Here is a 25,989-nt window from a genome sequence, read left to right as displayed (position 1 = left end):
GCCTTTCTTTGCTTACTTTCTTTGGCGAGACAAAGAAAGTGAGGCGCCCGCCGGGGCGCAATCCCGGCCTCCGCCCTCAAACAAAGAGCAGAACCACCAGAGCGCAGCGGCAACAAAGAGCCCACAACAAATGGACAAGGCACGCCCCCTTCAGGGCCCCTCCCCTCAAACTTGGCTGAAATCCGGCCGCCGTTTCTCCAGAAACGCCGTGAACGCCTCCTTGGCCGCCGGCTCACCGAGCATGCGCCCAAAGCTGGCGCCCTCTTCAGCCATGCGCTGGGCCACCAGGGCCGACTGCCCGCCCTTCATGAGGCGCTTGGTCTCGACCAGCGAGCTCAGGGGCTTGGCGGCCAGCTTGCGGGCCACGGTCTGGGCCACGCCATTGCATTCGGTGGGGGGCACCACGCGGTTCACCAGGCCCACCTCGAGGGCCGCTTCGGCCATGAAAGGCTCGCCCAGCAACAGGGCCTCGGCAGCGCGGTGATAGCCCAGCATCTGCGGCACCAGCAGGCTTGATGCGGCCTCGGGGCACAGGCCCAGGTTCACGAAAGGCATCGAGAAGGCGGCGTTGTCGCCGGCATAGACCAGATCGCAATGGAACAGCATCGTGGTGCCGATGCCCACGGCCGGGCCGCAGACCGCGGCCACCAAGGGCTTGGGAAAGGCGGCCAGGTTGTGCAGAAAGCGGAACACCGGCGAGTTCATGCCGGCTGGCGGCTTGTTCAGGAAGTCGCCGATGTCATTGCCGGCGCTGAAGATCGCGATATCGCCCTGGAACACCACCACGCGCACAGCGCTGTCGGCCTCGGCCGCCGCCAGGGCGTCGGCCATGGCGGCGTACATGTCGGCGGTGATCGAGTTCTTCTTGTCGACGCGGTTCAGGGTGATGGTGCACACACCGGCTTCGGTGTGGATCAGGATGTCTTGGCTCATGAGAATGGGCTCCTTGGGGGTGGGCGGAAAGGCAGGCGAAAGCGGGGCTTGTGGCTCCGCCTATTCCTTGAAATAGACGATCTGGTGGGTGCTGACCAGCAGGCGGCCGGCCTGGTTCCATAGCTGGGCGGTCTGGTCGAAGAAGCCGTTGCGGAACTCCTGGGCCCGGGCCTGGCCCAGCACGTGGCCGCTGCCGGTGGCGGCCAGTTCGGCCTGGCCCACATGGAAATACGTGGTGATGGAGACCGTGCCGGCCGGCACGCGCGAGGCGCGGCGCAACCAGACCCGCGGGAAGAAGATGTCGGACAGGGCAGCCAGGGCCGGGAAGTCAAGCGGCCGCGGCGGGTCATCGCGCATCCACAGCTGCGACAGGCTGTTGTCGCCACGCCCGTCCCAGGTGTGCGGGATCACGCCCACCACGGGGCGCATCTCGTAGCGTTCGATCCAGGCCACGCCCTTGGGCGGGTGCATGCGCTGCAGCGATTCAGGGGCGGGCACCTCGGGCATGGGCGTGTCGGACACGCTCCAGGTTTCGCGCCGTGCTGCGGTCACCGCGGTGGCCGTGGTGGTCACCACGGGCTGGCCCTCGGCATCGCGCTGCACGATGGAGATCGTCCAGTGCTGGGTGGACCGGTTGGTGCGCACTGGCTGGGCCTGCACCTCGAACTCGCCCTCCGTCAGGGCGCCGGCGTAGTTCACGGTCAGCGACAGCGGCTCGCCCAGCAAGGCCGGGTGCTGCAACACGGCCTGCAGGCAGGTGGCGGCGGTGGTGCCACCAAACGGCCCCACCATGTTCCAGTAGGCCGGGCTGGTGTGGCCCTGGCTGCGCTGCAGCGGGCTGGTGGCGCCGGGTTCGGTCGGGGACTGCGACTGAAGATCCAGTTGCAGCGCGGCATCAAGCGGGTGAAGGGTGCTCATGGGGCAGAAGTGTGCGGCAATCAGAAGGTTCCGACAGTCGAATGCGTGACGGGGGGCTGGCCCTGGCGCAGCAGGGCCAGCGCGTTCAGGCTGGCAATGGTACGCGGCCACAACGTGGCCCGGAACGACTCGCGGAACCAGCCGAAATGCCCGATGCGGCGCGCCAGGGCATCGACCGGGCGCACCACCTCGATGCGCCGGGGCGCATTGGCATAGAAGTCGATCAGGCTTTGCGTGCCGCGCAGGGTCATCATCTCGTCGTCCTGCACCGACAGGGCCAGCACCGGGTAGCGCACCCGGGCGTAGCTCTGCTCGGCCGTCGGGCCCTCGGCCCCCAGGCTGTAGCGCGGGTTCAGGCACCAGCGCCGCCACTGCAGGATCACGCCCGCCGGCAGGTCGCCCACCTTGCCCAGGCGGCGGCCCGGAAAGTAGCCGAACAGGCGCGTGGCCAAGGGCACCAGCACCCACCAGAAATACGGCACGCTGCGCCGCAACTTGGGCGCGTTGTCGCGCCAGTAGCCACTGCCCGAGGCCAGGCTCAACAAGCCATCCACCTGCTCGGGGTGCTGGAACAGACCGGGCAGCTGGGCACCCAGGCTGTGGCCCACCAGGATCAAGGGGGTGCCCGGGCAGGCGGCGCGGGCCTGGGCCACCACAGCCTCGTAGTCGCGCACCCAGTCACGCAGGTCGGCCTGAAAGCCGCGCAGCGAGCCGCGCCAGGCTGGCCCCCGCGAATCACCCACGCCGCGGTAGTCGAAGGTGGTGACGCGGTAGCCCTGCTCGGCCAGCCAGCGCGCAAAAGGCTCGTAGTAAGCCTGGCGCACGCCCATGGCGGCCCCCAGGACCAGGTTGGCCAAAGGGGGGGTGGCGGGCGCATAGGTGCGCATGGCCAGCGAGGCCGAATCGACGGTCAGAACCGAGGTCTGCATCACAGCATGTCTCCTGTTGAAAGCAGGCCAGTCTGCGCTGGCTCAGCGCCTGTCGGCGGGCAGCCCGTACGGTGGCGGCCACACCGGGGTGAACGAACGCTCAGCAGCGTTCGAAAATACCGGCCGCGCCCTGCCCCATGCCCACGCACATGGTGACCATGCCGTACTTGAGCTGGTGGCGTTGCAGCGCGTGCACCACGGTGGCCGAGCGGATGGCGCCCGTGGCCCCCAACGGGTGGCCCAGCGCGATCGCGCCGCCCATGCGGTTGACCTTGGCCGGGTCCAGGCCCAGGGTGTTCATCACTGCCAGCGACTGGGCCGCAAAGGCTTCGTTGAGCTCGAACCAGTCGATGTCGTCCTGCTTCAGGCCGGCATAGCGCAGGGCCGCTGGGATCGCCTCGATCGGGCCGATGCCCATGATGTGGGGCGGCACGCCCTTGCTGGCAAAGCTCACGAAGCGCGCCAGCGGCTTGAGGCCGAAGCGTTTGACGGCCGATTCGCTGGCCAGGATCAGCGCACCGGCGCCGTCCGAGGTCTGCGAGCTGTTGCCGGCAGTGACCGAGCCGCGGGCCGCGAACACGGTCTTGAGCTTGCCCAGGCCTTCCAGGGTGGTGTCCGGGCGGGCGCCCTCGTCAAGGCTGACGATGCGGGTCTTCTGGCTGACCTCGCCGGTGGCCAGGTCGGGGCGGCGCTCGGTCACCTCGATGGGCGTGATCTCGGCCGTGAACTCACCGGCCTGCTGCGCCTTGAGGGCCTTCAGGTGCGACTGCAGGGCGAATTCGTCCTGCGCCTCACGGCTGACCTTCCATTGCTGAGCCACTTTCTCGGCGGTCAGGCCCATGCCGTAGGCAATGCCCACGTCGCCGTCGCGCTCGAAGATGCTGGGCGACAGCGAGGGCGAGTTGCCCATCATGGGCACCATGCTCATGCTTTCGACGCCGGCCGCGATCATCACCTCGGCCTCACCCACGCGGATGCGGTCGGCCGCCATCTGCACCGCCGACAGGCCGGAGGCACAGAAGCGGTTCACGGTGATGCCGCCCACGCTGGTGGGCAGGCCCGCCAGCACGGCTGCGACGCGGGCCACGTTCAGGCCCTGCTGGGCCTCGGGGATGGCGCAGCCGCAGATGATGTCTTCGATGCTGGCCGGGTCCAGATCAGGCACCTGGGCCAGAGCAGCCTTCAAGGTGGTGGCCAGCAGGTCATCGGGCCGGGTGTTGCGGAAGAAGCCGCGGTGCGAACGCCCGATGGGGGTGCGCGTGGCAGCAACGATGTAGGCGTCCTGGATGGGGTGGGCCATGGTGAAACTCCTTCAGTTCTTTTTCGGGCGGCTGGCGGGAACCCAGGCCCAGACAAATTCGCATTGCACCGGCGCAGCGCCGGTGTCGTCGGTGACCGTGACGGACACGCTCAGCTCGCCCTGCTCGTTGGCCTGCATATAGGCCGCCTGCTCGGGGGTCAGAACGGCCACAGCCTTGAGTCCGCCCTTGGCCCGCTGCACCACGTGCATGGCGGCACGCTGCAACACCGGGGTGCAGTCATCGCGCACGTTCATGCCAATGACCAGGCCGGTCGCGCTTTCCGCCAGCAGGTGGATGGCCGAGGTGTGCACGTCACCGCTCTGGTTGTGCAGGCGTGGGGCCGTGGCCAGGCGCACCTCGGCACGCTCGGTGCTGAGGCCCGCAAAGCGCACACCGACCGTGCCGGTGAAGGGCACGGCGCGGCGCAGGATGATGCTCTGCACCCAGCCCCGCATGAAGCCGGGGGCCTCGTCCAGGCGCATCAGCGAGCGCTGCAGCTTGTTGGGGGGGCGGTCCATGGCGGTCAAGGCTTGGGGGCTCAAAGGCACGCTCGTCGGGCCGCTCAATTGCGCACCGGCTTGCCGGTGGACAACATGCCCATGATGCGTTCCTGCGTCTTGGGATGCACGATCAGCGAGCAGAAAGCCTTGCGCTCCAGCGCCATCAGGTAGTCCTCGCTGACCAGCGTGCCCGCATCCACATCACCGCCGCAGACCACGTTGGCGATCAGGCTGCCGATGTGAAAGTCGTGCTGGCTGATGAAGCCACCGTCGCGCATGTTGACCAGCTGTCCCTTGATGGTGGCCAGCCCGCTGCGCCCGGCCACCGGGAACAGGCGCTTGATCGGGGCGCGCCAGCCGCCATTGAACAGGGCCTTGGCCTCATTCAGGGCCACGAACAGCAGCTCATCCTTGTTGGGCACGATGAGGTCGCTGTCCAGCAGGTAGCCCAGCTTGCGCGATTCGAGCGCACTGGTGCCCACCTTGGCCATGGCGGCGGCGGTGAAGCCTTCGGTCAGGAAGGGCAGCAGATCCTTGCCGGTGGAGGCCGCCGCGTTCTCGGCGGCGCGGCGCGCGATGTAGGTCAGGCCGCCGGCGCCCGGCACCAGACCCACGCCCACTTCGACCAGGCCGATGTAGCTTTCCATGGCCACCACGCGGCGAGCCGAGTGCACGGCCAGCTCGCAGCCACCGCCCAGGGCCAGACCGCGCACGGCCGACACCACCGGCACGCCGGCATAGCGCAGGCGCAGCATCAGTTGCTGCAGCTCGTGCTCGGCGCCTTCGATGGCATCCACCCCGGCAATCATGAAGGCCGGCAGCATGGACTGCAGGTCGGCACCGGCGCTGAAAGGCTCGTCGCCCGACCAGATCACCAGGCCCTTGTACTGCTGCTCGGCCAGCTCGATGCCTTGTTGCAGGCCTTCGACCACGCCCGGGCCGATCGCGTGCATCTTGCTCTTGATGCTGGCGATCAGCACCTCGTCATCCAGCGTCCACAGGCGGATGGCTTCGTCTTCATGCAGGGTCTTGCCTGCGGTCTCGAATCGGACCGAGCCGTCGCCCAGCAGCGCCTCAGGGAAATGCTGACGCTGGTACACCGGCAACTGGCGGCGCGGCTCGAAGGCATGGGTGCTCGGGTTGTACGATCCCTGGGGCGTGTGAACGCCGCCGGCCTCGGCCACCGGGCCCTTGAACACCCACTCGGGCAGCGGCGCATTGCACAGCGTCTTGCCAGCGGCGATGTCTTCATTGATCCACTGCGCCACCTGCAGCCAACCGGCCTCTTGCCACAGCTCAAAGGGGCCCTGCTTCATGCCGAAGCCCCAGCGCATGGCCTGGTCCACGTCGCGGGCGTTGTCGGCGATGCTGGCCAGGTGCACGGCGGCGTAATGGAAGCTGTTGCGCAGGATGGCCCACAGGAACTGACCTTGCGGGCCTTCGGCGTTGCGCAGCAACGCCAGTCGCTGGGCCGCGGGCTTCTTGAGCATGCGGCCGTACACCTCGTCGGCCTTCTGGCCACCGGGCACATAGTCTTCGCTTTCCAGCTCGAAGCGCAGCACCTCGCGGCCCACCTTCTTGTAGAAGCCCGCCTTGGTCTTCTGGCCCAGGTGGCCGAGCTCAAGCAGCTTCTTGAGCACCGCCGGGGTGCCAAAGCTGCCGTAGAAGGGGTCGGTCTCGAGGGTGAGGTTGTCCTGCAGCGTCTTGATGACGTGGGCCATGGTGTCCAGGCCCACCACGTCGGCGGTGCGGAAGGTGCCTGAACTGGCCCGGCCCAGCTTCTTGCCGGTCAGGTCATCGACCACGTCGTAGCTCAGGCCAAAGTTCTCGACTTCCTTCATGGTGGCCAGCATGCCGGCGATGCCGACGCGGTTGGCGATGAAGTTGGGGGTGTCCTTGGCACGTACCACGCCCTTGCCCAGGCCGCTGGTGACGAAGCTCTCGAGCTGGTCGAGGATCACCGGCTGAGTGGTGGGGGTGGCGATCAGCTCCACCAGGTACATGTAACGCGGCGGGTTGAAGAAGTGGATGCCGCAAAAGCGCGGCTTGATGGCTTCGGGCAAGGCCTCGCTGAGCTGGGTGATCGACAGTCCCGAGGTGTTGGACGCCACGATGGCGTGCGGGGCCACGAAGGGCGCGATCTTCTTGTAGAGGTCAAGCTTCCAGTCCATGCGCTCGGCGATGGCCTCGATGATGAGGTCGCAGTCGCGCAGCTGTTCCAGATGCTCTTCGTAGTTGGCCTGGCCGATCAGGGCCGCGTCGTCGGCCACGCCCAGGGGCGCGGGCTTGAGCTTTTTCAGGCCATCGATGGCGCGCGTGACGATGCCGTTCTTGGGGCCTTCCTTGGCCGGCAGATCGAACAGCACCACGGGCACCTTGACGTTGACGAGGTGGGCGGCAATCTGCGCGCCCATCACGCCTGCGCCGAGCACGGCGACTTTTTTCACTTGGAATCGGTTCATTTGATTTCCTGTTCGCACGGGGCACCTGAAGGGGCGCCCCGGACCTTATTCAATGCGTTGCCAGACCTGGGTGCGGTAGAAGGGGCCGATGTAGCCCCGCACCTGCAACTGCTTGCCGCCCTCCAGCGGCACCAGGCGCACGGTGTATTCCTTGCCGTTTTCGGGGTCGAGGATCTTGCCGCCTTCCCACTCGGGCTTGCCCTCGGCCTGGCGCACCCCGCGGATGATCTCCATGCCGAGCTTGGGCTTGCCCTTGCGATCGTCGCTGCACTGGGTGCACAGCGGCTCGGCCGAGCGGGTGATGGCCTTCTCGATGCGGCCACTGAGCACACCCGCGGCATCGGCCGCGATGCGGATCTCGGCCTTGGCCTCGCCCGAGGCATCATCCACGCTGCGCCACAGGCCCACCGGGGTGGTCTGCGCCAGCACGGGCCAGGCCAGCGCCATCAGCGCCGTGGCCAGAACGTTCTTGATCTTCATCGCGGTCTCCTGCTGGGGCGGCGGTTCAGGCTCAGGCGAACACGGCCTCGGTGTCCATCAACACCTTGGAGCCGGCACGGGCGGTGCGCATCAGCGAAGCGGTTTCAGGGAACAGCTTGGCAAAGTAGAAGCGCGCGGTCTGCAGCTTGGCCTGGTAGAACGGGTCGGTGTTGCCGGCCGCGATCTCCTTGAGTGCCACGGAGGCCATGCGGGCAAAGAAGTAGGCAAACACCAGGTGGCCGGCCACGCGCAGGTAGTCGACCGCGGCGGCGCCCACTTCGTCGGGGTTCTGGAAGCCCTTGAAGCCGATCTCGGTGGTGAACTTGGTCATCTGGTCGCCCAGGTAGGCCAGCGGGTTGATGAACTCGGCCATCTTCTCGTTGACGCCTTCGGCCTCGACCAGTTGGGCCACCAGCTTGCCGAACTTCTTCAGCGAGGCCCCGTTGTTGCCCAGGATCTTGCGGCCCAGCAGGTCCAGCGACTGGATGGTGTTGGTGCCTTCATAGATCATGTTGATGCGGGCATCGCGCACGTACTGCTCCATGCCCCATTCCTTGATGTAGCCGTGGCCGCCAAACACCTGCTGGCAAGCGGTGGTGGAGGTCCAGGCGTTGTCGGTGATGAAGGCCTTGACGATGGGGGTCAGCAGCGCAACCAGCTCGGCCGAGTCCTTGCGCACCTTTTCGTCGGGGTGGTTCAGTTCCTTGTCGAGCAGCACGGCACAGAAGCAGGCCATGGCGCGGCCACCTTCGGCATAGGCACGGGCCGTCAGCAGCATCTTGCGCACATCGGGGTGCACGATGATCGGATCGGCCGGCTTGTCCTTGGCCTTGGTGCCGGTCAGCGAGCGCATCTGGATGCGGTCCTTGGCGTAGGCCAGGGCATTCTGGTAGGCCACTTCGGTCAGGCCCAGCGACTGGTTGCCCACGCCCAGGCGGGCGGCGTTCATCATCACGAACATGGCGGCCAGGCCCTTGTTGGGCTGGCCCACCATCGTGCCCACCGCACCATCGATGACGATCTGTGCCGTGGCATTGCCATGGATGCCCATCTTGTGCTCCAGGCCACCGCAGTAGATCGGGTTGCGCTCGCCCACGCTGCCATCGGCATTCACCTTGAACTTGGGCACCACGAACAGGCTGATGCCCTTGCTGCCCTGCGGCGCATCCGGCAGGCGAGCCAGCACCAGGTGCACGATGTTGGAGGTCATGTCGTGCTCACCGGCGCTGATGAAGATCTTGTTGCCGGTGATCTTGTAGGTGCCGTCGGCCTGGGGTTCGGCCTTGGTGCGCAGCAGGCCCAGGTCGGTGCCGCAATGCGGCTCGGTCAGGCACATGGTGCCGGTCCACTCACCGCTGGTGAGCTTGGGCAGGTACAGGCGCTTCTGTTCGTCGGTGCCGTGGGCATGCAGGGCCTCGTAGGCGCCGTGGCTCAGGCCCGGGTACATGGTCCAGGCCTGGTTGGCCGAGTTCATCATCTCGTAGAAGCACTGGTTGACCACGAAGGGCAGGCCCTGGCCGCCGTAGTCGGGGTCGCACGACAGTGCGGCCCAGCCGCCTTCGACGAACTTTTCGTAGGCCGCCTTGAAGCCGGTGGGGGTCTTGACTTCATGGGTGCTCTTGTCCAGCACGCAACCCTCGGTGTCGCCGCTGATGTTCAGCGGGAAGGTGACCTCGGCCGCGAACTTGCCGCCTTCTTCGAGCACGGCGTTGATGGTGTCGGCATCGATGTCGGCGTGCTTGGGCAGGGCCTTGAATTCATCGCTGACCTTGAGCACTTCATGCAACACGAATTGCATGTCACGCAGAGGGGGGGTGTAAGCAGGCATGGGATCACTCCTTGGTGCGGATCGGGGTTTTGGAAGAAAGGGTTTTGGCCGGTGCGAGGTCGGTGGCGCCGCACCGGGCCAGGATGTTGTCGAAGCCCTGGGTGGCCTTCTGGATCGAGCCCGGGTGCTTCAGAAAGCGGGCCTCGTAGTGCAGTGCGAGGATCAGTCCGTGGATCTCGAACAGCATCTGGTCCTCGTCCACATCGGGGCCGAGCTGGCCGTCGTGCTTGGCGAGGGTGATGGCACGCTTCATCGCGGCGTGCCAGGTCATGACGGAGCTGGCCAGCGCATCGCGCACCGGGCCGGGGCGGTCGTCAAACTCGACGGCGCCGCTGATGTACAGGCAGCCCGAGTCGATTTCGACCGAGGTGCGCTTCATCCAGTTGGCAAACATGGCGCGCAGGCGAGGCAGGCCGCGCGGTGCCGACAGCGCAGGGAAGAACACCTCTTCCTCGAAACGCACGTGGTATTCGCGGATGACGGAAATCTGCAGCTCTTCGCGCGAGCCGAAGTGGGCAAACACGCCCGACTTGCTCATCTGGGTGACCTCAGCCAGGGCACCGATCGACAGGCCTTCCAGGCCGATCTGGGTGGCCAGGCCCAGGGCCGCCTCGACGATGACAGCCTTGGTCTGCAGCCCCTTTTGCAGCGCGCGGCCACGGCGGGCAGGCGCTGCCGCCGCCGGGCGTGCAGTGCCTGGCGAGATGGCTGACGAACGAATGGTGGACATGGATGGGCGGCTCACAAAATAAAACGAACGGTCGTGCTATTTTGCAGTAATTTTTGTGACAGCCCTTTGAATACCCCAAAGAATTTGAAGGAAATTGCCGACCGATCACCAGGGTTTACCCTTGGTTTCGACTCGGATCGGCTCAGAAACAGGGACCCGCGCTCGATCGCGGTCTTGGCGCAGGCCGGCCCCGCCCGGCGTCAACCCAGGTTTTCGTGGTGTCCAGGGCGGCCCTGGCGCCAATAAGCCGAGACACGCATCAGGGCAGCGGGCTGGCCCAGGCCCAGCCAGTGGGCGCGCAACTCGGCCATGGTCAGGGCCTCGCCAGCGGCCCAGGCAAAGACGGTGCCCTCGGGCCAGGCCATCTCCCGAACGGCCTGCAGCAGGCGCTGGCCGGGGGCGGACTCTCCACGCACCAGCCAGCGCAGATGCACCTGGGCCGCACTGGCCAGCACGCGTTGCTCTTCGGCGGCCGCCACTTCGATCAGGACCGTGGCCCGGGCGCCGGCCGGCAGCTCCGCCAAGCGACGCGCGATGGCAGGCAGCGCGCTTTCATCGCCGGCCAGCACGTAGGCATCGTGCCCAGCCGGCAGCACCATCGATCCGCGCGGGCCGCCCAGGCCCACTTCATCACCCGGCCGGGCCTGGGCGGCCCAGGTGGCGGCGGGGCCTTCACCATGCAGGGCAAATTCCAGGTCCAGCTCCAGGGCCTGGGCATCGAAGTGCAGCGGCGTGTAGTCACGCATGACGGGGCGATCGGCCTCGTTCAGGTCGGCTGGCCAGCTGACCCGCCCATCCTGCAGCGTGGGCAGCACCAGCGGCCGGCCCGGGGCGGGCGGCAACATCAGCTTGAGGTGGTCGTCGAAGCTGGCCGACACAAAGCCGCGCAGCGCCTCACCGCCGAGGGTCACGCTGACCACACCCGGGGTGGGTCGCCCGACACGCAGCACCTGCACGCGGCGCACCGGGTTGGCGTGGCGCACGCGCTGGGGCAGCAGATGGGCTGGCGCCTCGGTTGAGGAAGAGGAAGGGAGAGAAAGTTCAGAAGTCATGGCAGAGACAGCGGTTTATTTGGTTGATATGATCAACCAATAATCCAACATAAAGTTGATAATGTCAACCAAATCAGAAAAAACCACGACAACAGCAGGCGATCTGCACGACGAGGTGCTGGAAAGCCTTCAGGCGCTGGTGTTCAGCCTCAAGGGCCAGCTGCGTCACAGCCTGGGCGAGCAGCCCCTGGCGCTGGCGCCCATGGAGTTGCGGGCCTTGCAGTTCTTTGTGCGCCACCCGGAGGCCAGCCAGCGTGATCTGGTGCAGCACAGCGGGCGCGACAAGGCGCAGATCGCGCGGCTGATCAAGTCGCTGCTGGACAGCGGCCACCTGCAGGCCAGCCCCGACCCGGAGGATCGCCGCAGCCAACGCCTGAGCCCCACGCCCAGTGGCCTGGCATTGCACAAGCAATTGCACCAGGCCCGCCGCCAGGCCTTGGCCCGCAGCCTGACCGGGCTGGACGCGGGGGAGTTGGGCCAGTTGCTGGGCCTGCTCAAGCGCTTGCGCAGCAACCTGTCGGAACCCCATCCCCCCGCCTGAGCCGACCCACCGACGCCAGCGTCAGCAGCGACACTGGGACGGTCTCAGATGAACATGCCGCCCGAGGCCTCGATGCGCTGGGCGTTCACCCAAGCGCTGGCCGGCGACAGCAAGGCCGCCACGACCTGGCCAATGTCGTCAGGCAGGCCAACCCGGCCCAGGGCGGTCTGGCTGGCCACAAAGCGGTTCAGTTCGGGGTTGTCGCGCACGGCGCCGCCGCCAAAGTCGGTTTCGATCGCCCCGGGCGCCAGGGTATTGACGGCGATCCCGCGGGGCCCAAGCTCCTTGGCGAGGTAGCGGGTCAGCACCTCGATGCCGCCTTTCATGCTGGCGTAGGCCGCATAGCCGGGCAAGGCAAAACGGGTCAATCCACTGGACAGATTGAGAATCCGCCCGCCATCTCGCAGCAGCGGCAACAGCGCCTGGGTCAGGAAGAACACCCCCTTCAGGTGCAGGTTGAACAACAGGTCGAATTGCTCTTCGGTGGTGTCGGCCACGCTGGCGTGCACGCCCACCCCGGCGTTGTTCACCAGGGCGTCGATGCGGCTCACCTGCCAGCGCTCGGCCAGGGCCTCACGCACGGTGTCGGCGAAGACGGCGAAGCGGGCCGCCATGCCCTGCCCCTGGCCCAGTTCCAGCTCGATGGCCAGGGCACGCCGCCCCAGGGCCTCGATCTGCCGTACCACGCTCTGGGCCTCGGCCTGCTGGCTGCGGTAGGTGAAGACCACGTCCATGCCCTGAGCGGCGAGGGCCAGCGCCATGCTGCGGCCCAGCCCCCGGCTGCCGCCGGTGATCAAGACGACGGGGGCGGCGGAGCCCTCAGCGTTGCTGGGCGTGGGCTGGGGTGAATTGGTCAAGGTCATGGTCATGGTGGATCCTGGTAGGTGCGCCAGTGTCTGGCGCGGTGAGGGGATGCCCGCCAGTCTATTGATCTATATAAAACCAATAAATAACGATATTCATACTTCACTGTTCGATTTCAAATAACAATCAACACCATGAATCCGATCGATGCCCTGCACACCTTCGCCCGGGTGGCCGAATTGGCCAGCTTCACCCAGGCCGCGGCCCAGTTGGGCCTGCCCAAGGCCAGCGTGTCGCTGGCGGTGCAGCAGCTGGAAGCCCAACTGGGCACCCGGCTGTTGCTGCGCACCACCCGCCGCGTGCAACTGACCCCTGACGGGCAGGTCTTCTACGAACGTTGCAAGGACGTGCTGGCCGATCTGGACGAATTGCAGGGCCTGTTCCGGCAACACCCCACTCAACTGAGCGGTCGCCTGCGCGTGGACATGCCGGTGGGCACAGCACGCCAATTGGTCCTGCCCACGCTGCCCGACTTTTTGCGCGCCCACCCTGGCGTGCACCTGGAGCTGAGTTGCACCGACCGACGGGTGGACCTGGTGCGCGAGGGCTTCGACTGTGTGCTTCGGGTGGGTCCGCTGGACGACTCCGGCCTGATCGCGCGCCCGCTGGGCCTGCTGTCACAGAGCAACTGCGCCAGCCCGGCCTACCTGGCCGCGGCCGGCACACCGGGCGGCCTGGACGACCTGCGCCACCACCAGCTGGTGCATTACCAGCCGCAGTTGGGGGGGCGCCAGACCGGCTGGGAATGGGTGGACGAAAAAGGCCAGACCCGCACCCTGGCCATGCCCGGTTCGCTGAGCGTGAACAGCACCGAGGCCTACCAGGGCGCCTGCCTGGCAGGGCTGGGCCTGATCCAGGCCCCCACCGCCGGGTTGCGCAGCCTGCTGGAGCAAGGCTTGCTGGTCGAGGTGTTGCCGGCTTTCCGCGCCCCCCCGCTGCCGGTGTCGCTGCTGTACCCGCACCGGCGCCAATTGGCGCGCCGGGTGCAGGTGTTCATGGATTGGCTGGCCGAGGTGCTGAGGCCTTACCTGGACGATGCGTCAGGCGACGCTGGTCCCACGGCGCCCTCGGATCCCTCGGAGATGGCACGCAAGGCCTCCAGGTCCAGCAGCTCGATGGTGCCGTAACGCAGGTGCAGCCAGCCGCGCTGCTCCAGGCCATGCAAGGCCTTGTTGATGGTCTGGCGGCTCACCCCCAGCATCAGGGCCAGTTGCTCCTGCGGCAGGCGGATCAGCCGGCGTGGTGCGCCGGTGCGCCCGCCATAGCCCTGGGCCACCAGCCACAGGCGTTTGGCCAGACGCAGGTCCAGCGGCAACTGGGCAATATCTTCCAGGGCCGAGAACATCAATCGCAGCTTGCTGCTGGCCAGCCGGGCCACACTGCGCCAGTGCTCGGGATGCTGCGCCAGCCAGTCCAGCAGCTCATCACGGGGCACCAGCAGCACCGTGGTGTCGCCATCGGCCACCACATCGTGGCTGCGCGGCTGACCGTCGATCAGCGAGATCTCGCCCAGCCACTGGTAGGGCTCAATGAAGGCCAGCAGGGTTTCCTGCCCGCTGTCCTGCAGGCCACCCACGCGCAAAGCCCCTGCGGTGACACAGCACAGCGCCCCTTCCACGGCCCCGCGGTGGAACAGGCGCTCGCCATCGCTCAGCACCCAGAGCCGGCCCAGGGTCAGCAAAGCAGACTGGAACTCGGGCTCGCACTGGGCATACCAAAGCTCGCTGCACAAGGCGGCAGCCAGGGTCTGGGCAGAGGTGGTCGACGGTTTCATCGGAAAACTGAGCCTCCGGATTCGGCGGCATGGCGGTCTGGAATGTATTGATTTTGACAGTCCTTCGCCCCACAGCGGCCTAGCATGCGACGCAGACCCGTGCGCCCCCCCGGCGACGCGGGCCCCAGAACCAGGAGACACACCCATGAGAAACACCCAAGACCTGCTGACGCAATACGCCCGCTACCACCGAGACCCGCGCAACATCGCCACCCATTTCGTGGGCGTGCCCATGATTGTTCTGGCCGTGGGGGTGTTGCTGGCACGGGCCTCGATCGACCTGGCCGGCTGGACGATCTCGGCCGCCTGGCTGGCCTGGGCGGCCAGCACCGCGTGGTACTTGAGCCGCGGTCACCTGGGCGCCGGCGTCACCGTGAGCGCGGCCATCGCCGGCCTGATGGTGCTGGCCCACCCGCTGGCCGCTGGCACCACCGTCACCTGGCTGGCCTGGGGGCTGGGCCTGTTCGGCGTAGGCTGGGTGATCCAGTTCGTGGGCCACTACTACGAGGGCCGCAAGCCCGCCTTCGTGGACGATCTGGTGGGCCTGCTGGTGGGGCCTTTGTTCGTGAGCACCGAGCTGCTGTTTGCGCTGGGCCTGTGCCGGCCGCTGCGCCAGGCCATTGAGGCCGAGGCCGGCCCGGTGCAGTTGCGCACACCCCAATCGGCCTGAGGAGCCGGCCCCACCAGGGCAGCCGGCATGACACCGGCCTCAGGTGCTCATGCGCACCACCAGCCGGTAATCCAGCACCACGCAGGGCTGCTCGACCGGCTCGCCGCGCATCAGCTTGAGCAGCATGCCAGCGGCCTCGTCACCGATGGTGGCCAGGGGCGTGTGCACAGTGGTCAGCGTGGGCAGCATCAGGTCGCTGCCGGTGAGGTCGTTGAAGCCGGCAATGGCCACCCGCGCCGGCACCGGCAGCTGCAGCCGGTTGGCCGCCAGCAAGGCGCCCTGAGCCAGGTCGTCGTTGCAGAAGAACACCGCATCCACCGCGGGTGACTGGCCCATGATCTGCTGAAACAGCCGCCCCCCGAGCGCCATCGACGAGGGCGCCGGGTTCATCCACTCGAGCGCGGGGTCGTACAGGCCAGCGGCCTCCAGCGCCTGGCGCCAACCCTGCTGGCGCTGCAGCGTGCGGGGGTCCAGTTGGGCGGCGGCAAAGGCGATGCGCCGGTAGCCCCGGTCCAGCAGGTGACGGGTCATCGTGATGGCCGCCTCGGTCTGGGAAAAGCCCACGCTGTGGATGCCCTCGACCCGGCTGTTCTCCATCATGTGCACCACCGGCACACCGCTTTGCGTGATCAGGCGGCGCGTGGCCTCGGTGCGGTCGAAACCGGTCACCAGCAGGCCGGCCGGGCGGTGCATCAGTTGCTCGCGCAGCAACTGCTCCTCTTCGCTCGGGTCGTAATGGGTGATGCCGATCAGGGTCTGGTAGCCCGCCGCGCGCAAGCGGGCCTGCGCGGCTTCGAGCAAGCCCACAAAGAGCTCGTTGGACAGCATCGGAATCAACACCGCCACATGGGTGCTGCGCTTGGAGGCCAGCGCGCGAGCCGCGGGATCAGGCACGTAGCCCAGCTTCTGGGCGGCCGCCTGCACGCGCTCAACCAGCACCGGGTCCACCGCCCGCTCGCCCCGCAAGGCCCGCGACACGGTGATGGGGCTGACCCCGGCGGCCAGGGCCACATCGGCCAGGGTGACGCGGCCCGTGGACCGTTGACGGACAGGAGAGCGGGGCATGATCCTAGGGTTTGTACTTAATTGAAAAAAAGCCGACCTGAGTAGGATAGCGCTATCCAACCCATGCACCCCTCAAGGGTGTTTGGGTCATCATACATAAACTTTGCAGGACGGGCCGGCGCTCAGTGCGGGCCCTTTTTTGCAACCCAACGGGATAGCGCTATCCATATGAAACCATCCATTGTTGTCATGGGCGTTGCGGGCTGCGGCAAGTCCAGCCTGGGCGCGGCCCTGGCAGCGGCCGAGCACCTGCCCCTGATCGAAGGTGACGACCACCACAGCCCCGCCAGCCGCGACAAGATGAGCCAGGGCATCGCCCTGACCGATGCCGACCGCCAGGGCTGGCTGCAGACCCTGGGCCGCCTGCTGGCCCAGCACCCCGACGGCGTGGTGCTGACCTGCTCCGCCCTCAAGAAGGCCTACCGCGACCAGTTGCGCGCAGCCTGCCCCGGTCTGCTTTTCGCCTTTCTGGACATCGGGCGCGAACAGTCCCTGCAGCGGGTGTCGGCGCGGGCCAGCCATTTCTTTTCCAGCTCGCTGGTGGACAGCCAGTTCGCCACCCTCGAAAGCCCGGTGGGCGAAGCCGGCGTGCTGCGCCTGGACGCCCTGCAGGCTTTGCCCTCATTGCAGCACCAGGCCTCGGCGTGGCTGAATGATGTGGCGACCCAGACCGCCCTCAACCCCAAGGATTGCGCATGACCCAGACCTCGGATCCCGCCGGCCTCAGCCGCTTCCAGCGCCTGTCGCACCACCTGATGGCCGCCTGCCTGGGCGTGATGGCCATCGCCGTGTTCATCAACGTCGTGCTGCGCTATGGCTTCGGCAGCGGTGTGGCCGCCAGCGAAGAGCTTTCTCGCCTGTTGTTCGTCTGGATGGTGTTCATCGGGGCGGCCGCCGCCTACCCAGGCGGCGAGCACATGGCCTTCACCAGCCTGGCCGGCCTGCTGACCTCGAAGCCCCGCGCGTTTGCAGCGCTCACGGCCTTGATCCGGCTGCTCACCTTGTGCGCCAGCGCCATGCTGGCCTGGGGCGCCTGGCAGCAGGTGGTGGTGGGCCTGGACAGCCATTCGGTGGTGCTGGGCTATTCGTCTGCGCTGCTGCCGCTGCCAGCCTTTCTTTGCTCGCTGGCCATCGGTCTGATGGCCTTGGTCGAGCTGATCCGTCGTACCCCGCTGGACCTTGGTCACGGCGCAGAAGTGGAGTGATTGCCATGAGCCCTGAAGCGCTCGCTTTCGTATTTTTCTCGGTCGGCATGCTGGTGCTCATGGGCAGCGGCATGAACATGGCCCTGGCCCTGGTACTGACCGGCGCCGGCATGGCCTGGGTGCTCGATTTCTGGGACACCCAGTTGCTGGCCCAGAACCTGGTCGCCGGCGTGGACAGCTTTCCGCTGCTGGCCGTGCCCTTCTTCATCCTGGCCGGCGAGTTGATGAACTCCGGCGGCATCAGCCGCCGCATCATCGACATGGCCCAGGCCTGGGTGGGCCACATCCGCGGCGGCCTGGGCTATGTGGCGATCGGTGCCGCCGTGCTGATGGCCAGCATGAGCGGCTCGGCCCTGGCCGACACGGCCGCCCTGGCCACCATCCTGCTGCCCATGATGCGCCAGCAGGGCTACCCCATGAACACCTCGGCCGGGCTGATCGCCTCGGGCGGCATCATCGCCCCGATCATTCCGCCGTCCATGCCCTTCGTGATCTACGGCGTCACCACCAACACCTCGATCTCGGCCCTGTTCGTGTCCGGCATCGTGCCCGGCCTGCTGATGGGGACGGGCCTGATCTTCGCCTGGCGCCATGTGCTGCGCGGCATCGAGTTGCCGCAGGGTCAGGCCCTGCCGATGGCGCAGCGGCTGCGCATCACCGCCCGCGCCGTCTGGGCCCTGCTGATGCCCATCATCATCATCGGCGGCATGAAATCGGGTGTTTTCACACCGACCGAAGCCGCCGTGGTGGCCGCCTTCTACGCCCTGGTGGTGGCACTGTTCGTGCACCGGGAAATGAAACTGCGTGAGATCCACGGCGTGCTGCTGCGCGCCGCCAAGACCACGGCCATCGTGATGTTCCTGTGCGCCGGCGCCCAGGTGGCCAGCTACATGATCACCCTGGCCGACCTGCCCAGCGTCCTCACCCAATGGCTGGGCCCGCTGGTCCAGAGCCCGCGCCTGCTGATGGCCGTCATGATGGTCGTGCTGGTGCTGATCGGCACTGCGCTGGACTTGACGCCAACGATCCTGATCTTTGCCCCGGTGATGCTGCCGATCGCGGTCAAGGCCGGCATCGACCCTGTTTACTTCGGCCTGATGTTCGTGCTCAACGGCGCGATCGGCCTGATCACTCCGCCCGTGGGCACGGTGCTCAACGTGGTGGCCGGCGTGGGGCGCATTTCGATGCACAGCGTGATCAAAGGGGTCAACCCCTTCTTGCTGACCTATGTGGCCCTGCTCACCTTGATGGTGATCTTCCCGCAGATCGTGACCGCCCCCGTGGCCTGGCTGCGCTGAGCCAGTCCTCCCACATTCTCTAGAACCTCTCACACACCGCTTTACTCAGGAGACCACCATGAAAACTGTCCGTCGCACCCTGCTCGCCGCCCTGGCCGCCGCCAGCCTCGCCAGCACCTCCTTCAGCGCACTGGCGCAGGACTTCAAGCCCCGCATGATCCGCTTCGGCTACGGCCTCAACGAGCAAAGCAACCAGGGCCGCGCGGCCAAGGTGTTTGCCGAGGCGGTCGAAAAGGCCTCAGGGGGCAAGATGAAGGTCCGCGCCATCGGCGCCGCCGCCCTGGGCCCGGACACGCAGATGCAGCAGGCCCTGATCGGCGGTGCGCAGGAAATGATGGTGGGTTCGACCGCCACCCTGGTCGGCATCACCGCCGAAATGGCCCTGTGGGACACCCCCTTCCTGTTCAACAACGTGCGCGAAGCCGATGCCGTGCTGGACGGCCCGATCGGCCAGAAGGTGCTGGACAAGCTGCAGGAAAAGGGGCTGGTGGGCCTGGCCTACTGGGAGAACGGCTTCCGCAACCTGACCAACAGCAAGCGCCCCGTGGCGCGCCTGGAAGACCTGAGCGGCATCAAGCTGCGCGTGATGCAAAACAATGTCTACCTCGACAGCTTCAAGATGCTCGGCGCGAATGCCGTGCCGCTGCCGTTCTCGGAACTGTTCAGCGCCATGGAAACCAACACCGTCGATGGCCAGGAGAACCCCTACAACACCATCCTGTCGAGCAAGTTCTACGAGGTGCAGAAGTTCCTCAGCGTGACCAACCACGTCTACAGCCCCTGGGTGCTGCTGGTGAGCAAGAAATGGTGGGACGGGTTGTCGGCCGCCGAGAAGAAGGTGCTGCAGGATGCCGCGCGCCTCAGCCGCGACTTCGAGCGCAAGGACACCCGCGAGGAAGCCACCCGCGCGCTGGCCGACCTGAAGGCCAAGGGCATGCAGATCAACGAACTGCCACCGGCCGAGTCGTCGCGCATGCGTGACAAGCTGACCAAGGTCAACGCGGCCATCGCCACCCAGGTCGGCATGGACCTGTGGCGTGACACCCAGGCCGAACTGGCCAAGCTGCGCGGGCAAAAGTAATCCACACGCTCAGCGGGCGGGGCTCATGGCCTGGCCGGATATGCCAGTAACATTGGGATACATCAACGGTTCGCGACCCCTGGCGCGACTTGCTGGAGCATCCCGATGGCCTATCCTCGAATTTCCCGCCGCCGACTGAGCCTTGCAACCGGGCTGGCCCTGCTGGGCGCCGGGGCGGGCGCCAGCGCCCAGGCCCAGACGCCCGAAGCGGGCACCTACCGTTTCTCGCCCGTCAACCAGTACGGCATCAACCTGACCGCCGCCTACTGGAACCCCATCATCGCCTACGTGTCCGAGAAAAGCGGCATCAAGCTGCAGCTCAAGATCGGGCGCACCTCGGCTGACACCACCGCCTACGTGCTGGCCCAGGAGGTCGAGTTCATCTTCTCCAACCACATGTTCAGCCCCGAGCGAGAAAAACTGGGCTGGAAGGTGTTCGGGCGTCGGCTCACCCCACCGCTGCACGCCCAGATCGTGGTGCTGCAGGATTCCCCCATCACCGACCTGGCCCAGTTGCAGGGCAAGGACATGGCTTTTCCAGGCCCCGAAGCCCTGGTGGCCTACAAGTTCCCGGCGGCCCAGTTGGCCGGCCGCAAGATCGAGGCCAAGCTGCTGTTCGGCGGCAACATGGACGCGGCCTTCGCCCAACTCGTGAGCGGCAAAGTGGCGGCCGTCGGTACCAACTCGCAACTGGCCGAGGGCTATGCACGCCGTGAAGGCCGCAAGCTGCGCGTGCTGTGGTCATCGCCGCCGCTGTACGACCTGGCCCTGATGTCGGCCGCCAATGTGCCCGACAAGGTACAGAAGGCAGTGGCACAGGCCTTCCTGGGCATGCACCAGGACCCGCGTGGGCGCGAGATCCTGCAAAAGGCCTCCGAGCAGGTGGGCCTGTCGGCCGAGGCCTATTTCACGCCCTCGGACGGCAGCGAATACGGCGCCTACCGCGATTTCTACCGCACTGCACCGCCCACGCTGCGCTGAGTCCGACCTTGCTGCACCAACTGCTCCAACGCCTGACACCCGGCTCACTGGTCGGGCGCGTCTTCACCCTCTACACGGTCACGCTGCTGGGCTTCGTGCTGGCCGGCCTGGGCCTGTTCTTCCGCTATCAGATCAGCGAAGTGCTGGAAGACGAGCAGCTGCGGGGCGAGGCCCTGGGCTCGATCATTGCGCCGGTGATTGCCGACAGCGCCGTCATCGGCGACTACGACACCATCCGTCAAGTGCTGCGCCGCACCGTCACACACTCGGTGCTGTCCACCGCCAGTTACATCGATCGCAGCACCGGGCGCATCGACGAACCCTCGCCCTCCCTCCTGAACATCGAGCCACCGGCTTGGCTGGTGGGCCTGGTGGTTGCCCGGCTGTACGACGTGAACCTGCCCATCAACGTGGGCGGCACCGACTACGGCGTGCTGCGACTGAGCTTCGATGCCCGCGACATCGCCGGGCGCATGTGGAGCCAGATCCGGCTGGCCCTGCTGCTGGGCGGTCTGGCCGTGGTGGGTGGGCTGCTGCTGATCCGCTTTCCGCTGGTGCGCTGGCTCGGCAAACTCAACCGGGTGCAGGACTATGAACGGGCCATGAACAGCGGCGCCCTGCCGGTCGAGATGCTGCAAGGCGGTGAGCAGGCACCCAGCGAATTCCGCCAGACCTTCGAAGTGCTGGGCCGTGCCGCGGCCAGCCTGCAATCCCAGCGCCACCAGGCCGAAGTGACCCTGGGCTCGATCGCCGATGCCGTGTTCACGCTGGATGCCGAGGGGCTGATCACCTTGGCCAACCCCGCAGCCTGCCAGTTGCTGGGCAGCCCGCTCGACCGCGTGCTGGGCCAGCCGGCGTCCACGCTGATGCCCCAGGTGGTACCGCGGGCCAGCCGACTCGAACCTTGGCGGGGCCGCCGCCGCAGCCTGCGCAACCGGCAGGATCAGGAACTGGTGATCGACACCACCCTGTCGACCATCGTGGCCCCTGATGGCAGCACCCAGGGCTACGTGCTGGCCTGCCGTGACATGAGCGAGCAGCACGCGCTCGACCTGCGCCTGCGCAGCGAGCTCAAGTCACGCGCCAGCGCCCTGGTGTCGCTGCGCCAGGTGCTGGAGGAACTCACCCAGGAGGAACAGGCCCTGGCTCGCAGCGCCAGCAGCGACGACATCGAAGCCATCTCGGCCATGATCTCCACCCTGGTGCAACGCCTGCAGGTACGCGGCGAACAGTTGCGCGCCATCTTCGAACTCAGCCCCGACGGCTTCGTGTCCTTCGACGCGGAACGGCGCGCCAGCTACGTCAGCCCGGCCTTCTGCCGCCTGACCGGTCTGACGGTTGAACAACTGGTGGGGCAACCCGAAACCGTGGTGGAGTTCCTGCTGCAGCGCCAGGCCAACCCCGAGGCGCGCTGGCACAGCTTCGAATCGCTGCGCCGGCAGTTGCGCGAGCCCGACGCGGTCGCTGACGACTCACGCAGCGTGATCGAGCTGCTGCGCCCGGCCAAGCGCGTGCTGCAACTGGGCCTGCGCGAAAGCCGCTCGGGCCTGATCTCCCAGGTGCTGCTGTTGCGCGACGTGACGCATGAAACCGAAGTCGACCAGATGAAGAGCGAGTTCCTGTCGACCGCCGCTCACGAGCTGCGCACCCCCATGACCAGCATTTACGGTTTTGCCGAGTTGCTGCAGTTCCCGCAGATCAAGCCCGAGCAGCGTGACGACCTGATCAAGACCATCCACCGCCAGTCCGAGCTGATGATTTCCATCATCAATGAGTTGCTGGACCTGGCCCGCATCGAGGCCCGTCGTGGCAAGGACTTCAAGATCGAAAGCCTGGACCTGGCCCACCTGACACTGCAACTGATCCACGACTTCAACCCGCCCCAGCACCGCCCCACGCCCGAATTCGACGCCGGCCCCGAACCCGTGCTGGTGCAGGTGGACCGCAAGAAGATGGCACAAGCCATCGGCAACGTGCTGTCCAATGCCTACAAATACTCCCCCCACGGCGGGGAGGTAAGCGTGCGCCTGGTCTGCACCGAGCACGAGGGGGCGCCGGTGGTAGGGCTGGAGGTGCGCGACCACGGGATCGGCATGACCCCCGAGCAGCTCAAGCGGGTCTGCGAGCGCTTCTACCGCGCCGACAGCTCGGGCACCATCCCGGGCACGGGCCTGGGCATGAGCGTGGTCAAAGAGATCATGGAGCTGCAAGGTGGCCGCCTGCAGATCGACAGCGAGTACGGCGTGGGCAGCGTGATCACGCTGTGGCTGCCACGCGTCGTGGCGGCCACCGAACACAGCGGCTGGGTCAACCTGGCCTGAGGCGAGCCGCACCGCAGCGGCAAGGCCTCAACGCGGGTCGACCGACACGCCGGGCAGGGCGCCCTGCCCCGGGATCGCCACGATCGGGCAGTTCAGCACCACGCGGGTCAGGGTCACCGTCAGCAGCCCCTGCTCGGCAGCGGCCAGCACCGCCTCTTCAGAGCGCAGCTCCCGGGCTTGATCGGCCTGCCGCCAGCGCACCTCGGCCAATTGCCACAGCGGGCTGTACGAGCGACTGCCGTTGTCCGCCCCCACCGGCCCGGGGGCTGAGGCAAACACACTGGGCTGACCGGCATTCACAAAACCATAGACCCGTGCCGTGGCCCCGGTTCGACCGCCCGCGCGGCCCGCAGGATCCTGCAAGGCCTGCGCCAGCAGCGGGGCAAAGTTGGCGCCCTTGGCACGCGCCACCTGCGGGTCTGAGACGTCGGTGGTCACATACAGCACGGCCTGATCTTCGAACCAGGCCTGCTGCAGCGGCAAATGGGCCTGCGGCGCAGTGGGTGCACTGGGTGCGCTGGGCGCAGAGGAACAGCCCGCCAGGCTGGCCCAGACCAGGCCGGCGACCAAACCGTGACACACGGGGCGGGCCCACGAAACCGGCACCAAAGGCATGACAGAGCTCCTGATCCACAAAAACTGAACAGCCCGCAGTATGCCGCCACGCGGGTGGCCTCTTAAACTGGCCGCATCGTCGCCACCCCGATCCACCATGAAGCCGATCGCCACATTCACCCCGCCCGCCCCGCAGGACATCGCCGCCGCCCTGGCCGCCTACAACCAGGGGCGAGACCCGGAGCGCCTGGCCCTCAAGTACGCCAAGATGCGGCAAAGCCCCTTCATCTTCCTGCGCGGGGCCTGCCACCTGTTCTACAACGCCCTGCCCCAGGTCGAGGCCCTGACGCGGGCGCCACTGGCCTGGGCCTGTGGCGATCTGCATTTCGAGAACTTCGGCAGCTACAAGGGCGACAACCGGCTGGTGTATTTCGACATCAATGATTTCGATGAGGCCGCCCTGGCCCCCTGCACCTGGGACCTGCTGCGCCTGCTGACCAGCCTGCAGTGTGGTGCGGCCGACCTCAAGGCCAGTGCGGCCCAGGCCCAGGCGTTGAGCCAGGCCTGTGTCAGCGCCTACCAACAGGCGCTGCTGCGCGGCAAGGCCCTGTGGGTGGAGGGCGAAACGGCCAGCGGCGTGGTGGCCGAACTGTTCGAGCGCCTGAAAGAGCGCCGACGGGTTGATTTCCTGAACTCGCGATCCGTGCTGCACAAAAGCGGCCGGCGCCGGCTCAAGATCGATGGTCAGAAAGCCCTGCCCGTGACGGACGACGAGCGCCAGCGGGTGACAGCCTTTGTGCAGCGCTACGCCTCGCAACAGGCCCACCCGGGCTTTTTCGAGGTGCTGGATGTGGCGCGCCGCATTGCGGGCACGGGCAGCCTGGGCCTGCCCCGCTACGCGGTGCTGATCGAGGGCAAGGGCTCGCCGGATGCGAACGTGCTGCTCGATCTCAAGACGGCCCAGCCCTCGTCGCTGATCCCGGCCTTGAACGCCCTGGGCGTGAAGCAGCCCGGCGGGGCCGATGAAGCGCAACGCATCGTCGGTGCGCAACACCGCATGCAGGCCGTGGATCACGCCTTTCTGGCACCGGTGGAGTTCGACGGCCAGCCCTGGGTGCTCAGGGGCCTGCAACCCAGTGAAGACCGGGTGGACATGGCGCAGGGCAAGGCCAATCCCGAAGGCCTGCTGGCCACAGCCCAGACCCTGGGCCGTGTGTTGGCCTGGGACCAGTTGCGCGCCAGCGGCCGCAGCGGCGCGGCATCAGCCGACAACCTGATCGCCTTCGCCCAGCAAGCGCACTGGACCGAAGCCGTGCTGGAGGCCGCGCTGCAGATGGTGAACGTGACCCAGGCCCAATGGCAGGCGTTCAGCGCCTCGTCACTGGGCCGTTGAAGGCTGCCCCGCTGAGGGCTTACTTCTTGGCGTCGGCTTCGCACTTCTTGATGGACGACGCCTTGGCCGCACCCGACAGCGGCTTGCCGTCCTTGCTGACGGCCTTGCTTTCGCAGCTCGGTGCGGCGGCGGCCGCGCCGCCGGCATCGGCCTCGCATTTCTTCATGAACGAGGTCTTGGCGGCACCGGCCAGCGGCTTGCCGTTCTTGCCCACCGCCTTGGCTTCGCAATCGGAGGCCTGGGCCAGACCGCAAGTGGCGGCCAGCAAACCGGAAATCAGAACAACGATGAGTTTGGACATGAATGAGCTCCAGAAAAAAGTAGGGGCGAAAGCACTGAATGGCCGCTCAACGATAGCACCGCCTTCTCAACTTTTTTCCACTCGTCCCATCAAAATGACACCTGAGCAGTGAACTCGGTCACATGCGTTCAGGATTGGCCGGAGTAGCAAGCAGTACGGTGAGCATTTCCACATAGCCATCGTGCACCATGTCAGCCGGAGGCATGGCCGCGCCCTGGGGGGCTTTGCCAAACAGCAAGTGGGTCACCATGGTGTGCAAGGCCGGTGCCATGGCCAGCCAAGGGTGGCGTACCAGCAGGCTGTCGGCACACCCCAGATGGGCAGCCACCCGGGCCAGCGATTCAGCCAACTGCCGTTGATGAGGCTCCACCACCTGCTGCTGCCACTGCTGCACCAGGTGGGGCACCCGCTCGCTCTCGGCCACCAGCAACCGGAAAGTGGCCACCGTGCCGGGCCGCTGCAGACAGGCCTCGACCTGCCCCACCAGCCACTCAGCCACCCCACGGGCGGTGTTGGCCCCGCCCAGGCTGGGCAAGTCCTCCAGATCCGGCAGCGTCAGCGAGCGCGACAGCAGGGCCTCGAACACCTCGTCCTTGCTGGCGAAATGCGCGTACAGCCCGCCCTTGGACAGGCCACAACGGCGCGCGATGTCATCCATGCGCGTGGCGGCAAAGCCCCGCTCGGCGAACTCCTGCTGGGCCGCATCCAGGATCTGGCGCATGCGCACCTCGGGCGGCAGGCGCAGGCGCGGCGCCGTGGGCAGGCGCTCCGGGGCGAGAACGGTCATGGCGATGTCTCCGTCGTGGT

Annotated in this window: 26 protein-coding genes; 10 read left to right on the top strand and 16 right to left on the bottom strand. The window is 66.9% G+C overall.

Annotated features, from left to right (window positions below; translation table 11 throughout):
* Window positions 1–165 precede the first annotated feature (165 nt).
* The 10 genes from AC3WUT_RS20850 to AC3WUT_RS20805 form a co-directional block, all read right to left on the bottom strand.
* Window positions 166–933, bottom strand: a complete 768-nt coding sequence (locus AC3WUT_RS20850; protein WP_492348999.1) for an enoyl-CoA hydratase — start codon at window positions 931–933, stop codon at window positions 166–168.
* 60 nt (window positions 934–993) lie between these two features.
* A complete protein-coding gene (locus AC3WUT_RS20845; protein WP_492348998.1) occupies window positions 994–1,851 on the bottom strand; it encodes an acyl-CoA thioesterase in 858 nt (285 codons plus the stop codon).
* A 20-nt stretch (window positions 1,852–1,871) separates the two neighbouring features.
* Window positions 1,872–2,780 carry an alpha/beta hydrolase family protein gene (locus AC3WUT_RS20840; RefSeq protein ID WP_492348997.1) on the bottom strand — a complete coding sequence of 303 codons (909 nt, stop codon included), beginning with the start codon at window positions 2,778–2,780 and terminating at the stop codon, window positions 1,872–1,874.
* A gap of 100 nt (window positions 2,781–2,880) precedes the next feature.
* On the bottom strand, window positions 2,881–4,080 hold the full coding sequence (locus AC3WUT_RS20835) for an acetyl-CoA C-acyltransferase (RefSeq protein ID WP_492348996.1): 1,200 nt from the start codon (window positions 4,078–4,080) through the stop codon (window positions 2,881–2,883).
* Between the two features lie 12 nt (window positions 4,081–4,092).
* Window positions 4,093–4,599, bottom strand: a complete 507-nt coding sequence (locus AC3WUT_RS20830) for a DUF4442 domain-containing protein (protein WP_492349009.1) — start codon at window positions 4,597–4,599, stop codon at window positions 4,093–4,095.
* A gap of 44 nt (window positions 4,600–4,643) precedes the next feature.
* Window positions 4,644–7,043, bottom strand: a complete 2,400-nt coding sequence (locus AC3WUT_RS20825) for a 3-hydroxyacyl-CoA dehydrogenase/enoyl-CoA hydratase family protein (protein ID WP_492348995.1) — start codon at window positions 7,041–7,043, stop codon at window positions 4,644–4,646.
* 45 nt (window positions 7,044–7,088) lie between these two features.
* Window positions 7,089–7,523, bottom strand: coding sequence for a DUF2147 domain-containing protein (locus tag AC3WUT_RS20820; protein WP_492348994.1), 435 nt, complete (start codon window positions 7,521–7,523; stop codon window positions 7,089–7,091).
* A gap of 31 nt (window positions 7,524–7,554) precedes the next feature.
* Window positions 7,555–9,351, bottom strand: a complete 1,797-nt coding sequence (locus AC3WUT_RS20815; protein ID WP_492348993.1) for an acyl-CoA dehydrogenase C-terminal domain-containing protein — start codon at window positions 9,349–9,351, stop codon at window positions 7,555–7,557.
* Window positions 9,352–9,355: 4 nt separating this feature from the next.
* Entirely contained in the window at window positions 9,356–10,081 is a 726-nt protein-coding gene (locus tag AC3WUT_RS20810) for a TetR/AcrR family transcriptional regulator (protein ID WP_492348992.1), read from the bottom strand.
* A 200-nt stretch (window positions 10,082–10,281) separates the two neighbouring features.
* The gene (locus AC3WUT_RS20805; protein ID WP_492348991.1) at window positions 10,282–11,133 is read right to left on the bottom strand and encodes a siderophore-interacting protein; all 852 of its coding nucleotides are present in this window, start codon (window positions 11,131–11,133) and stop codon (window positions 10,282–10,284) included.
* A gap of 61 nt (window positions 11,134–11,194) precedes the next feature.
* Here AC3WUT_RS20805 and AC3WUT_RS20800 point away from each other — a divergent pair, with 61 nt between their 5' ends.
* A complete protein-coding gene (locus tag AC3WUT_RS20800) occupies window positions 11,195–11,674 on the top strand; it encodes a MarR family winged helix-turn-helix transcriptional regulator (RefSeq protein WP_492348990.1) in 480 nt (159 codons plus the stop codon).
* A 44-nt stretch (window positions 11,675–11,718) separates the two neighbouring features.
* Here AC3WUT_RS20800 and AC3WUT_RS20795 read toward each other — a convergent pair whose 3' ends face one another.
* Complete coding sequence (locus AC3WUT_RS20795; protein WP_492349008.1) at window positions 11,719–12,537, bottom strand: SDR family NAD(P)-dependent oxidoreductase; 819 nt, start codon at window positions 12,535–12,537, stop codon at window positions 11,719–11,721.
* Between the two features lie 135 nt (window positions 12,538–12,672).
* Here AC3WUT_RS20795 and AC3WUT_RS20790 point away from each other — a divergent pair, with 135 nt between their 5' ends.
* Entirely contained in the window at window positions 12,673–13,665 is a 993-nt protein-coding gene (locus AC3WUT_RS20790; RefSeq protein WP_492348989.1) for a LysR family transcriptional regulator, read from the top strand.
* Here AC3WUT_RS20790 and AC3WUT_RS20785 read toward each other — a convergent pair.
* Window positions 13,563–14,312 (bottom strand): Crp/Fnr family transcriptional regulator, encoded by a 750-nt coding sequence (locus AC3WUT_RS20785; protein ID WP_492348988.1) that lies wholly within the window; start codon window positions 14,310–14,312, stop codon window positions 13,563–13,565. The two genes, AC3WUT_RS20790 and AC3WUT_RS20785, sit on opposite strands and share 103 nt — an antisense overlap.
* 145 nt (window positions 14,313–14,457) lie before the next feature.
* On the opposite strand from AC3WUT_RS20785, the gene AC3WUT_RS20780 reads away from it, so the two are divergent.
* Complete coding sequence (locus AC3WUT_RS20780) at window positions 14,458–14,982, top strand: Mpo1 family 2-hydroxy fatty acid dioxygenase (RefSeq protein WP_492348987.1); 525 nt, start codon at window positions 14,458–14,460, stop codon at window positions 14,980–14,982.
* A 39-nt stretch (window positions 14,983–15,021) separates the two neighbouring features.
* Here the strand turns inward: AC3WUT_RS20780 and gntR are convergent, their stop codons facing one another.
* Window positions 15,022–16,047: an HTH-type transcriptional regulator GntR gene (gene gntR / locus AC3WUT_RS20775; RefSeq protein ID WP_492348986.1), complete on the bottom strand. Its 1,026-nt coding sequence runs from the start codon at window positions 16,045–16,047 to the stop codon at window positions 15,022–15,024.
* A 168-nt stretch (window positions 16,048–16,215) separates the two neighbouring features.
* On the opposite strand from gntR, the gene AC3WUT_RS20770 reads away from it, so the two are divergent.
* The 6 genes from AC3WUT_RS20770 (at window position 16,216) to AC3WUT_RS20745 (ending at window position 22,933) form a co-directional block, all read left to right on the top strand.
* Window positions 16,216–16,746, top strand: coding sequence for a gluconokinase (locus AC3WUT_RS20770; protein ID WP_492348985.1), 531 nt, complete (start codon window positions 16,216–16,218; stop codon window positions 16,744–16,746).
* Window positions 16,743–17,252, top strand: a complete 510-nt coding sequence (locus tag AC3WUT_RS20765; protein WP_492348984.1) for a TRAP transporter small permease — start codon at window positions 16,743–16,745, stop codon at window positions 17,250–17,252. Before AC3WUT_RS20770 ends, AC3WUT_RS20765 begins: the two co-directional genes overlap by 4 nt.
* A gap of 5 nt (window positions 17,253–17,257) precedes the next feature.
* Window positions 17,258–18,550, top strand: a complete 1,293-nt coding sequence (locus AC3WUT_RS20760; protein ID WP_492348983.1) for a TRAP transporter large permease — start codon at window positions 17,258–17,260, stop codon at window positions 18,548–18,550.
* A 58-nt stretch (window positions 18,551–18,608) separates the two neighbouring features.
* Window positions 18,609–19,631 carry a TRAP transporter substrate-binding protein gene (locus tag AC3WUT_RS20755; protein ID WP_492348982.1) on the top strand — a complete coding sequence of 341 codons (1,023 nt, stop codon included), beginning with the start codon at window positions 18,609–18,611 and terminating at the stop codon, window positions 19,629–19,631.
* Window positions 19,632–19,736: 105 nt separating this feature from the next.
* Window positions 19,737–20,612 carry a phosphate/phosphite/phosphonate ABC transporter substrate-binding protein gene (locus AC3WUT_RS20750; RefSeq protein WP_492348981.1) on the top strand — a complete coding sequence of 292 codons (876 nt, stop codon included), beginning with the start codon at window positions 19,737–19,739 and terminating at the stop codon, window positions 20,610–20,612.
* Window positions 20,613–20,620: 8 nt separating this feature from the next.
* Window positions 20,621–22,933 (top strand): PAS domain-containing sensor histidine kinase, encoded by a 2,313-nt coding sequence (locus tag AC3WUT_RS20745; protein WP_492348980.1) that lies wholly within the window; start codon window positions 20,621–20,623, stop codon window positions 22,931–22,933.
* A 27-nt stretch (window positions 22,934–22,960) separates the two neighbouring features.
* Here AC3WUT_RS20745 and AC3WUT_RS20740 read toward each other — a convergent pair whose 3' ends face one another.
* A complete protein-coding gene (locus AC3WUT_RS20740) occupies window positions 22,961–23,548 on the bottom strand; it encodes a DUF7482 domain-containing protein (protein ID WP_492348979.1) in 588 nt (195 codons plus the stop codon).
* Between the two features lie 97 nt (window positions 23,549–23,645).
* Between AC3WUT_RS20740 and AC3WUT_RS20735 the strand changes: the two genes are divergently transcribed.
* Complete coding sequence (locus AC3WUT_RS20735) at window positions 23,646–24,881, top strand: DUF2252 domain-containing protein (RefSeq protein ID WP_492348978.1); 1,236 nt, start codon at window positions 23,646–23,648, stop codon at window positions 24,879–24,881.
* Window positions 24,882–24,900: 19 nt separating this feature from the next.
* On the opposite strand, the gene AC3WUT_RS20730 is transcribed toward AC3WUT_RS20735, so the two are convergent.
* On the bottom strand, window positions 24,901–25,182 hold the full coding sequence (locus AC3WUT_RS20730) for a hypothetical protein (protein WP_492348977.1): 282 nt from the start codon (window positions 25,180–25,182) through the stop codon (window positions 24,901–24,903).
* 118 nt (window positions 25,183–25,300) lie between these two features.
* Entirely contained in the window at window positions 25,301–25,969 is a 669-nt protein-coding gene (locus AC3WUT_RS20725) for a TetR/AcrR family transcriptional regulator (protein WP_492348976.1), read from the bottom strand.
* Between the last annotated feature and the right edge of the window lie 20 nt (window positions 25,970–25,989).

The sequence above is a fragment of the Curvibacter sp. EU05-FHT14A10 genome (assembly GCF_058791075.1).
This window is presented reverse-complemented; position numbering and strand designations above follow the sequence as displayed.

What these genes read in the sequence shown, in the direction of transcription:
- AC3WUT_RS20850 (WP_492348999.1), bottom strand. Translation starts at nt 933, where the DNA reads ATGAGCCAAGACATCCTGATCCACACCGAAGCCGGTGTGTGCACCATC.
- AC3WUT_RS20845 (WP_492348998.1), bottom strand. Translation starts at nt 1,851, where the DNA reads ATGAGCACCCTTCACCCGCTTGATGCCGCGCTGCAACTGGATCTTCAG.
- AC3WUT_RS20840 (WP_492348997.1), bottom strand. Translation starts at nt 2,780, where the DNA reads ATGCAGACCTCGGTTCTGACCGTCGATTCGGCCTCGCTGGCCATGCGC.
- AC3WUT_RS20835 (WP_492348996.1), bottom strand. Translation starts at nt 4,080, where the DNA reads ATGGCCCACCCCATCCAGGACGCCTACATCGTTGCTGCCACGCGCACC.
- AC3WUT_RS20830 (WP_492349009.1), bottom strand. Translation starts at nt 4,599, where the DNA reads ATGGACCGCCCCCCCAACAAGCTGCAGCGCTCGCTGATGCGCCTGGAC.
- AC3WUT_RS20825 (WP_492348995.1), bottom strand. Translation starts at nt 7,043, where the DNA reads ATGAACCGATTCCAAGTGAAAAAAGTCGCCGTGCTCGGCGCAGGCGTG.
- AC3WUT_RS20820 (WP_492348994.1), bottom strand. Translation starts at nt 7,523, where the DNA reads ATGAAGATCAAGAACGTTCTGGCCACGGCGCTGATGGCGCTGGCCTGG.
- AC3WUT_RS20815 (WP_492348993.1), bottom strand. Translation starts at nt 9,351, where the DNA reads ATGCCTGCTTACACCCCCCCTCTGCGTGACATGCAATTCGTGTTGCAT.
- AC3WUT_RS20810 (WP_492348992.1), bottom strand. Translation starts at nt 10,081, where the DNA reads ATGTCCACCATTCGTTCGTCAGCCATCTCGCCAGGCACTGCACGCCCG.
- AC3WUT_RS20805 (WP_492348991.1), bottom strand. Translation starts at nt 11,133, where the DNA reads ATGACTTCTGAACTTTCTCTCCCTTCCTCTTCCTCAACCGAGGCGCCA.
- AC3WUT_RS20800 (WP_492348990.1), top strand. Translation starts at nt 11,195, where the DNA reads ATGTCAACCAAATCAGAAAAAACCACGACAACAGCAGGCGATCTGCAC.
- AC3WUT_RS20795 (WP_492349008.1), bottom strand. Translation starts at nt 12,537, where the DNA reads ATGACCTTGACCAATTCACCCCAGCCCACGCCCAGCAACGCTGAGGGC.
- AC3WUT_RS20790 (WP_492348989.1), top strand. Translation starts at nt 12,673, where the DNA reads ATGAATCCGATCGATGCCCTGCACACCTTCGCCCGGGTGGCCGAATTG.
- AC3WUT_RS20785 (WP_492348988.1), bottom strand. Translation starts at nt 14,312, where the DNA reads ATGAAACCGTCGACCACCTCTGCCCAGACCCTGGCTGCCGCCTTGTGC.
- AC3WUT_RS20780 (WP_492348987.1), top strand. Translation starts at nt 14,458, where the DNA reads ATGAGAAACACCCAAGACCTGCTGACGCAATACGCCCGCTACCACCGA.
- gntR (WP_492348986.1), bottom strand. Translation starts at nt 16,047, where the DNA reads ATGCCCCGCTCTCCTGTCCGTCAACGGTCCACGGGCCGCGTCACCCTG.
- AC3WUT_RS20770 (WP_492348985.1), top strand. Translation starts at nt 16,216, where the DNA reads ATGAAACCATCCATTGTTGTCATGGGCGTTGCGGGCTGCGGCAAGTCC.
- AC3WUT_RS20765 (WP_492348984.1), top strand. Translation starts at nt 16,743, where the DNA reads ATGACCCAGACCTCGGATCCCGCCGGCCTCAGCCGCTTCCAGCGCCTG.
- AC3WUT_RS20760 (WP_492348983.1), top strand. Translation starts at nt 17,258, where the DNA reads ATGAGCCCTGAAGCGCTCGCTTTCGTATTTTTCTCGGTCGGCATGCTG.
- AC3WUT_RS20755 (WP_492348982.1), top strand. Translation starts at nt 18,609, where the DNA reads ATGAAAACTGTCCGTCGCACCCTGCTCGCCGCCCTGGCCGCCGCCAGC.
- AC3WUT_RS20750 (WP_492348981.1), top strand. Translation starts at nt 19,737, where the DNA reads ATGGCCTATCCTCGAATTTCCCGCCGCCGACTGAGCCTTGCAACCGGG.
- AC3WUT_RS20740 (WP_492348979.1), bottom strand. Translation starts at nt 23,548, where the DNA reads ATGCCTTTGGTGCCGGTTTCGTGGGCCCGCCCCGTGTGTCACGGTTTG.
- AC3WUT_RS20735 (WP_492348978.1), top strand. Translation starts at nt 23,646, where the DNA reads ATGAAGCCGATCGCCACATTCACCCCGCCCGCCCCGCAGGACATCGCC.
- AC3WUT_RS20730 (WP_492348977.1), bottom strand. Translation starts at nt 25,182, where the DNA reads ATGTCCAAACTCATCGTTGTTCTGATTTCCGGTTTGCTGGCCGCCACT.
- AC3WUT_RS20725 (WP_492348976.1), bottom strand. Translation starts at nt 25,969, where the DNA reads ATGACCGTTCTCGCCCCGGAGCGCCTGCCCACGGCGCCGCGCCTGCGC.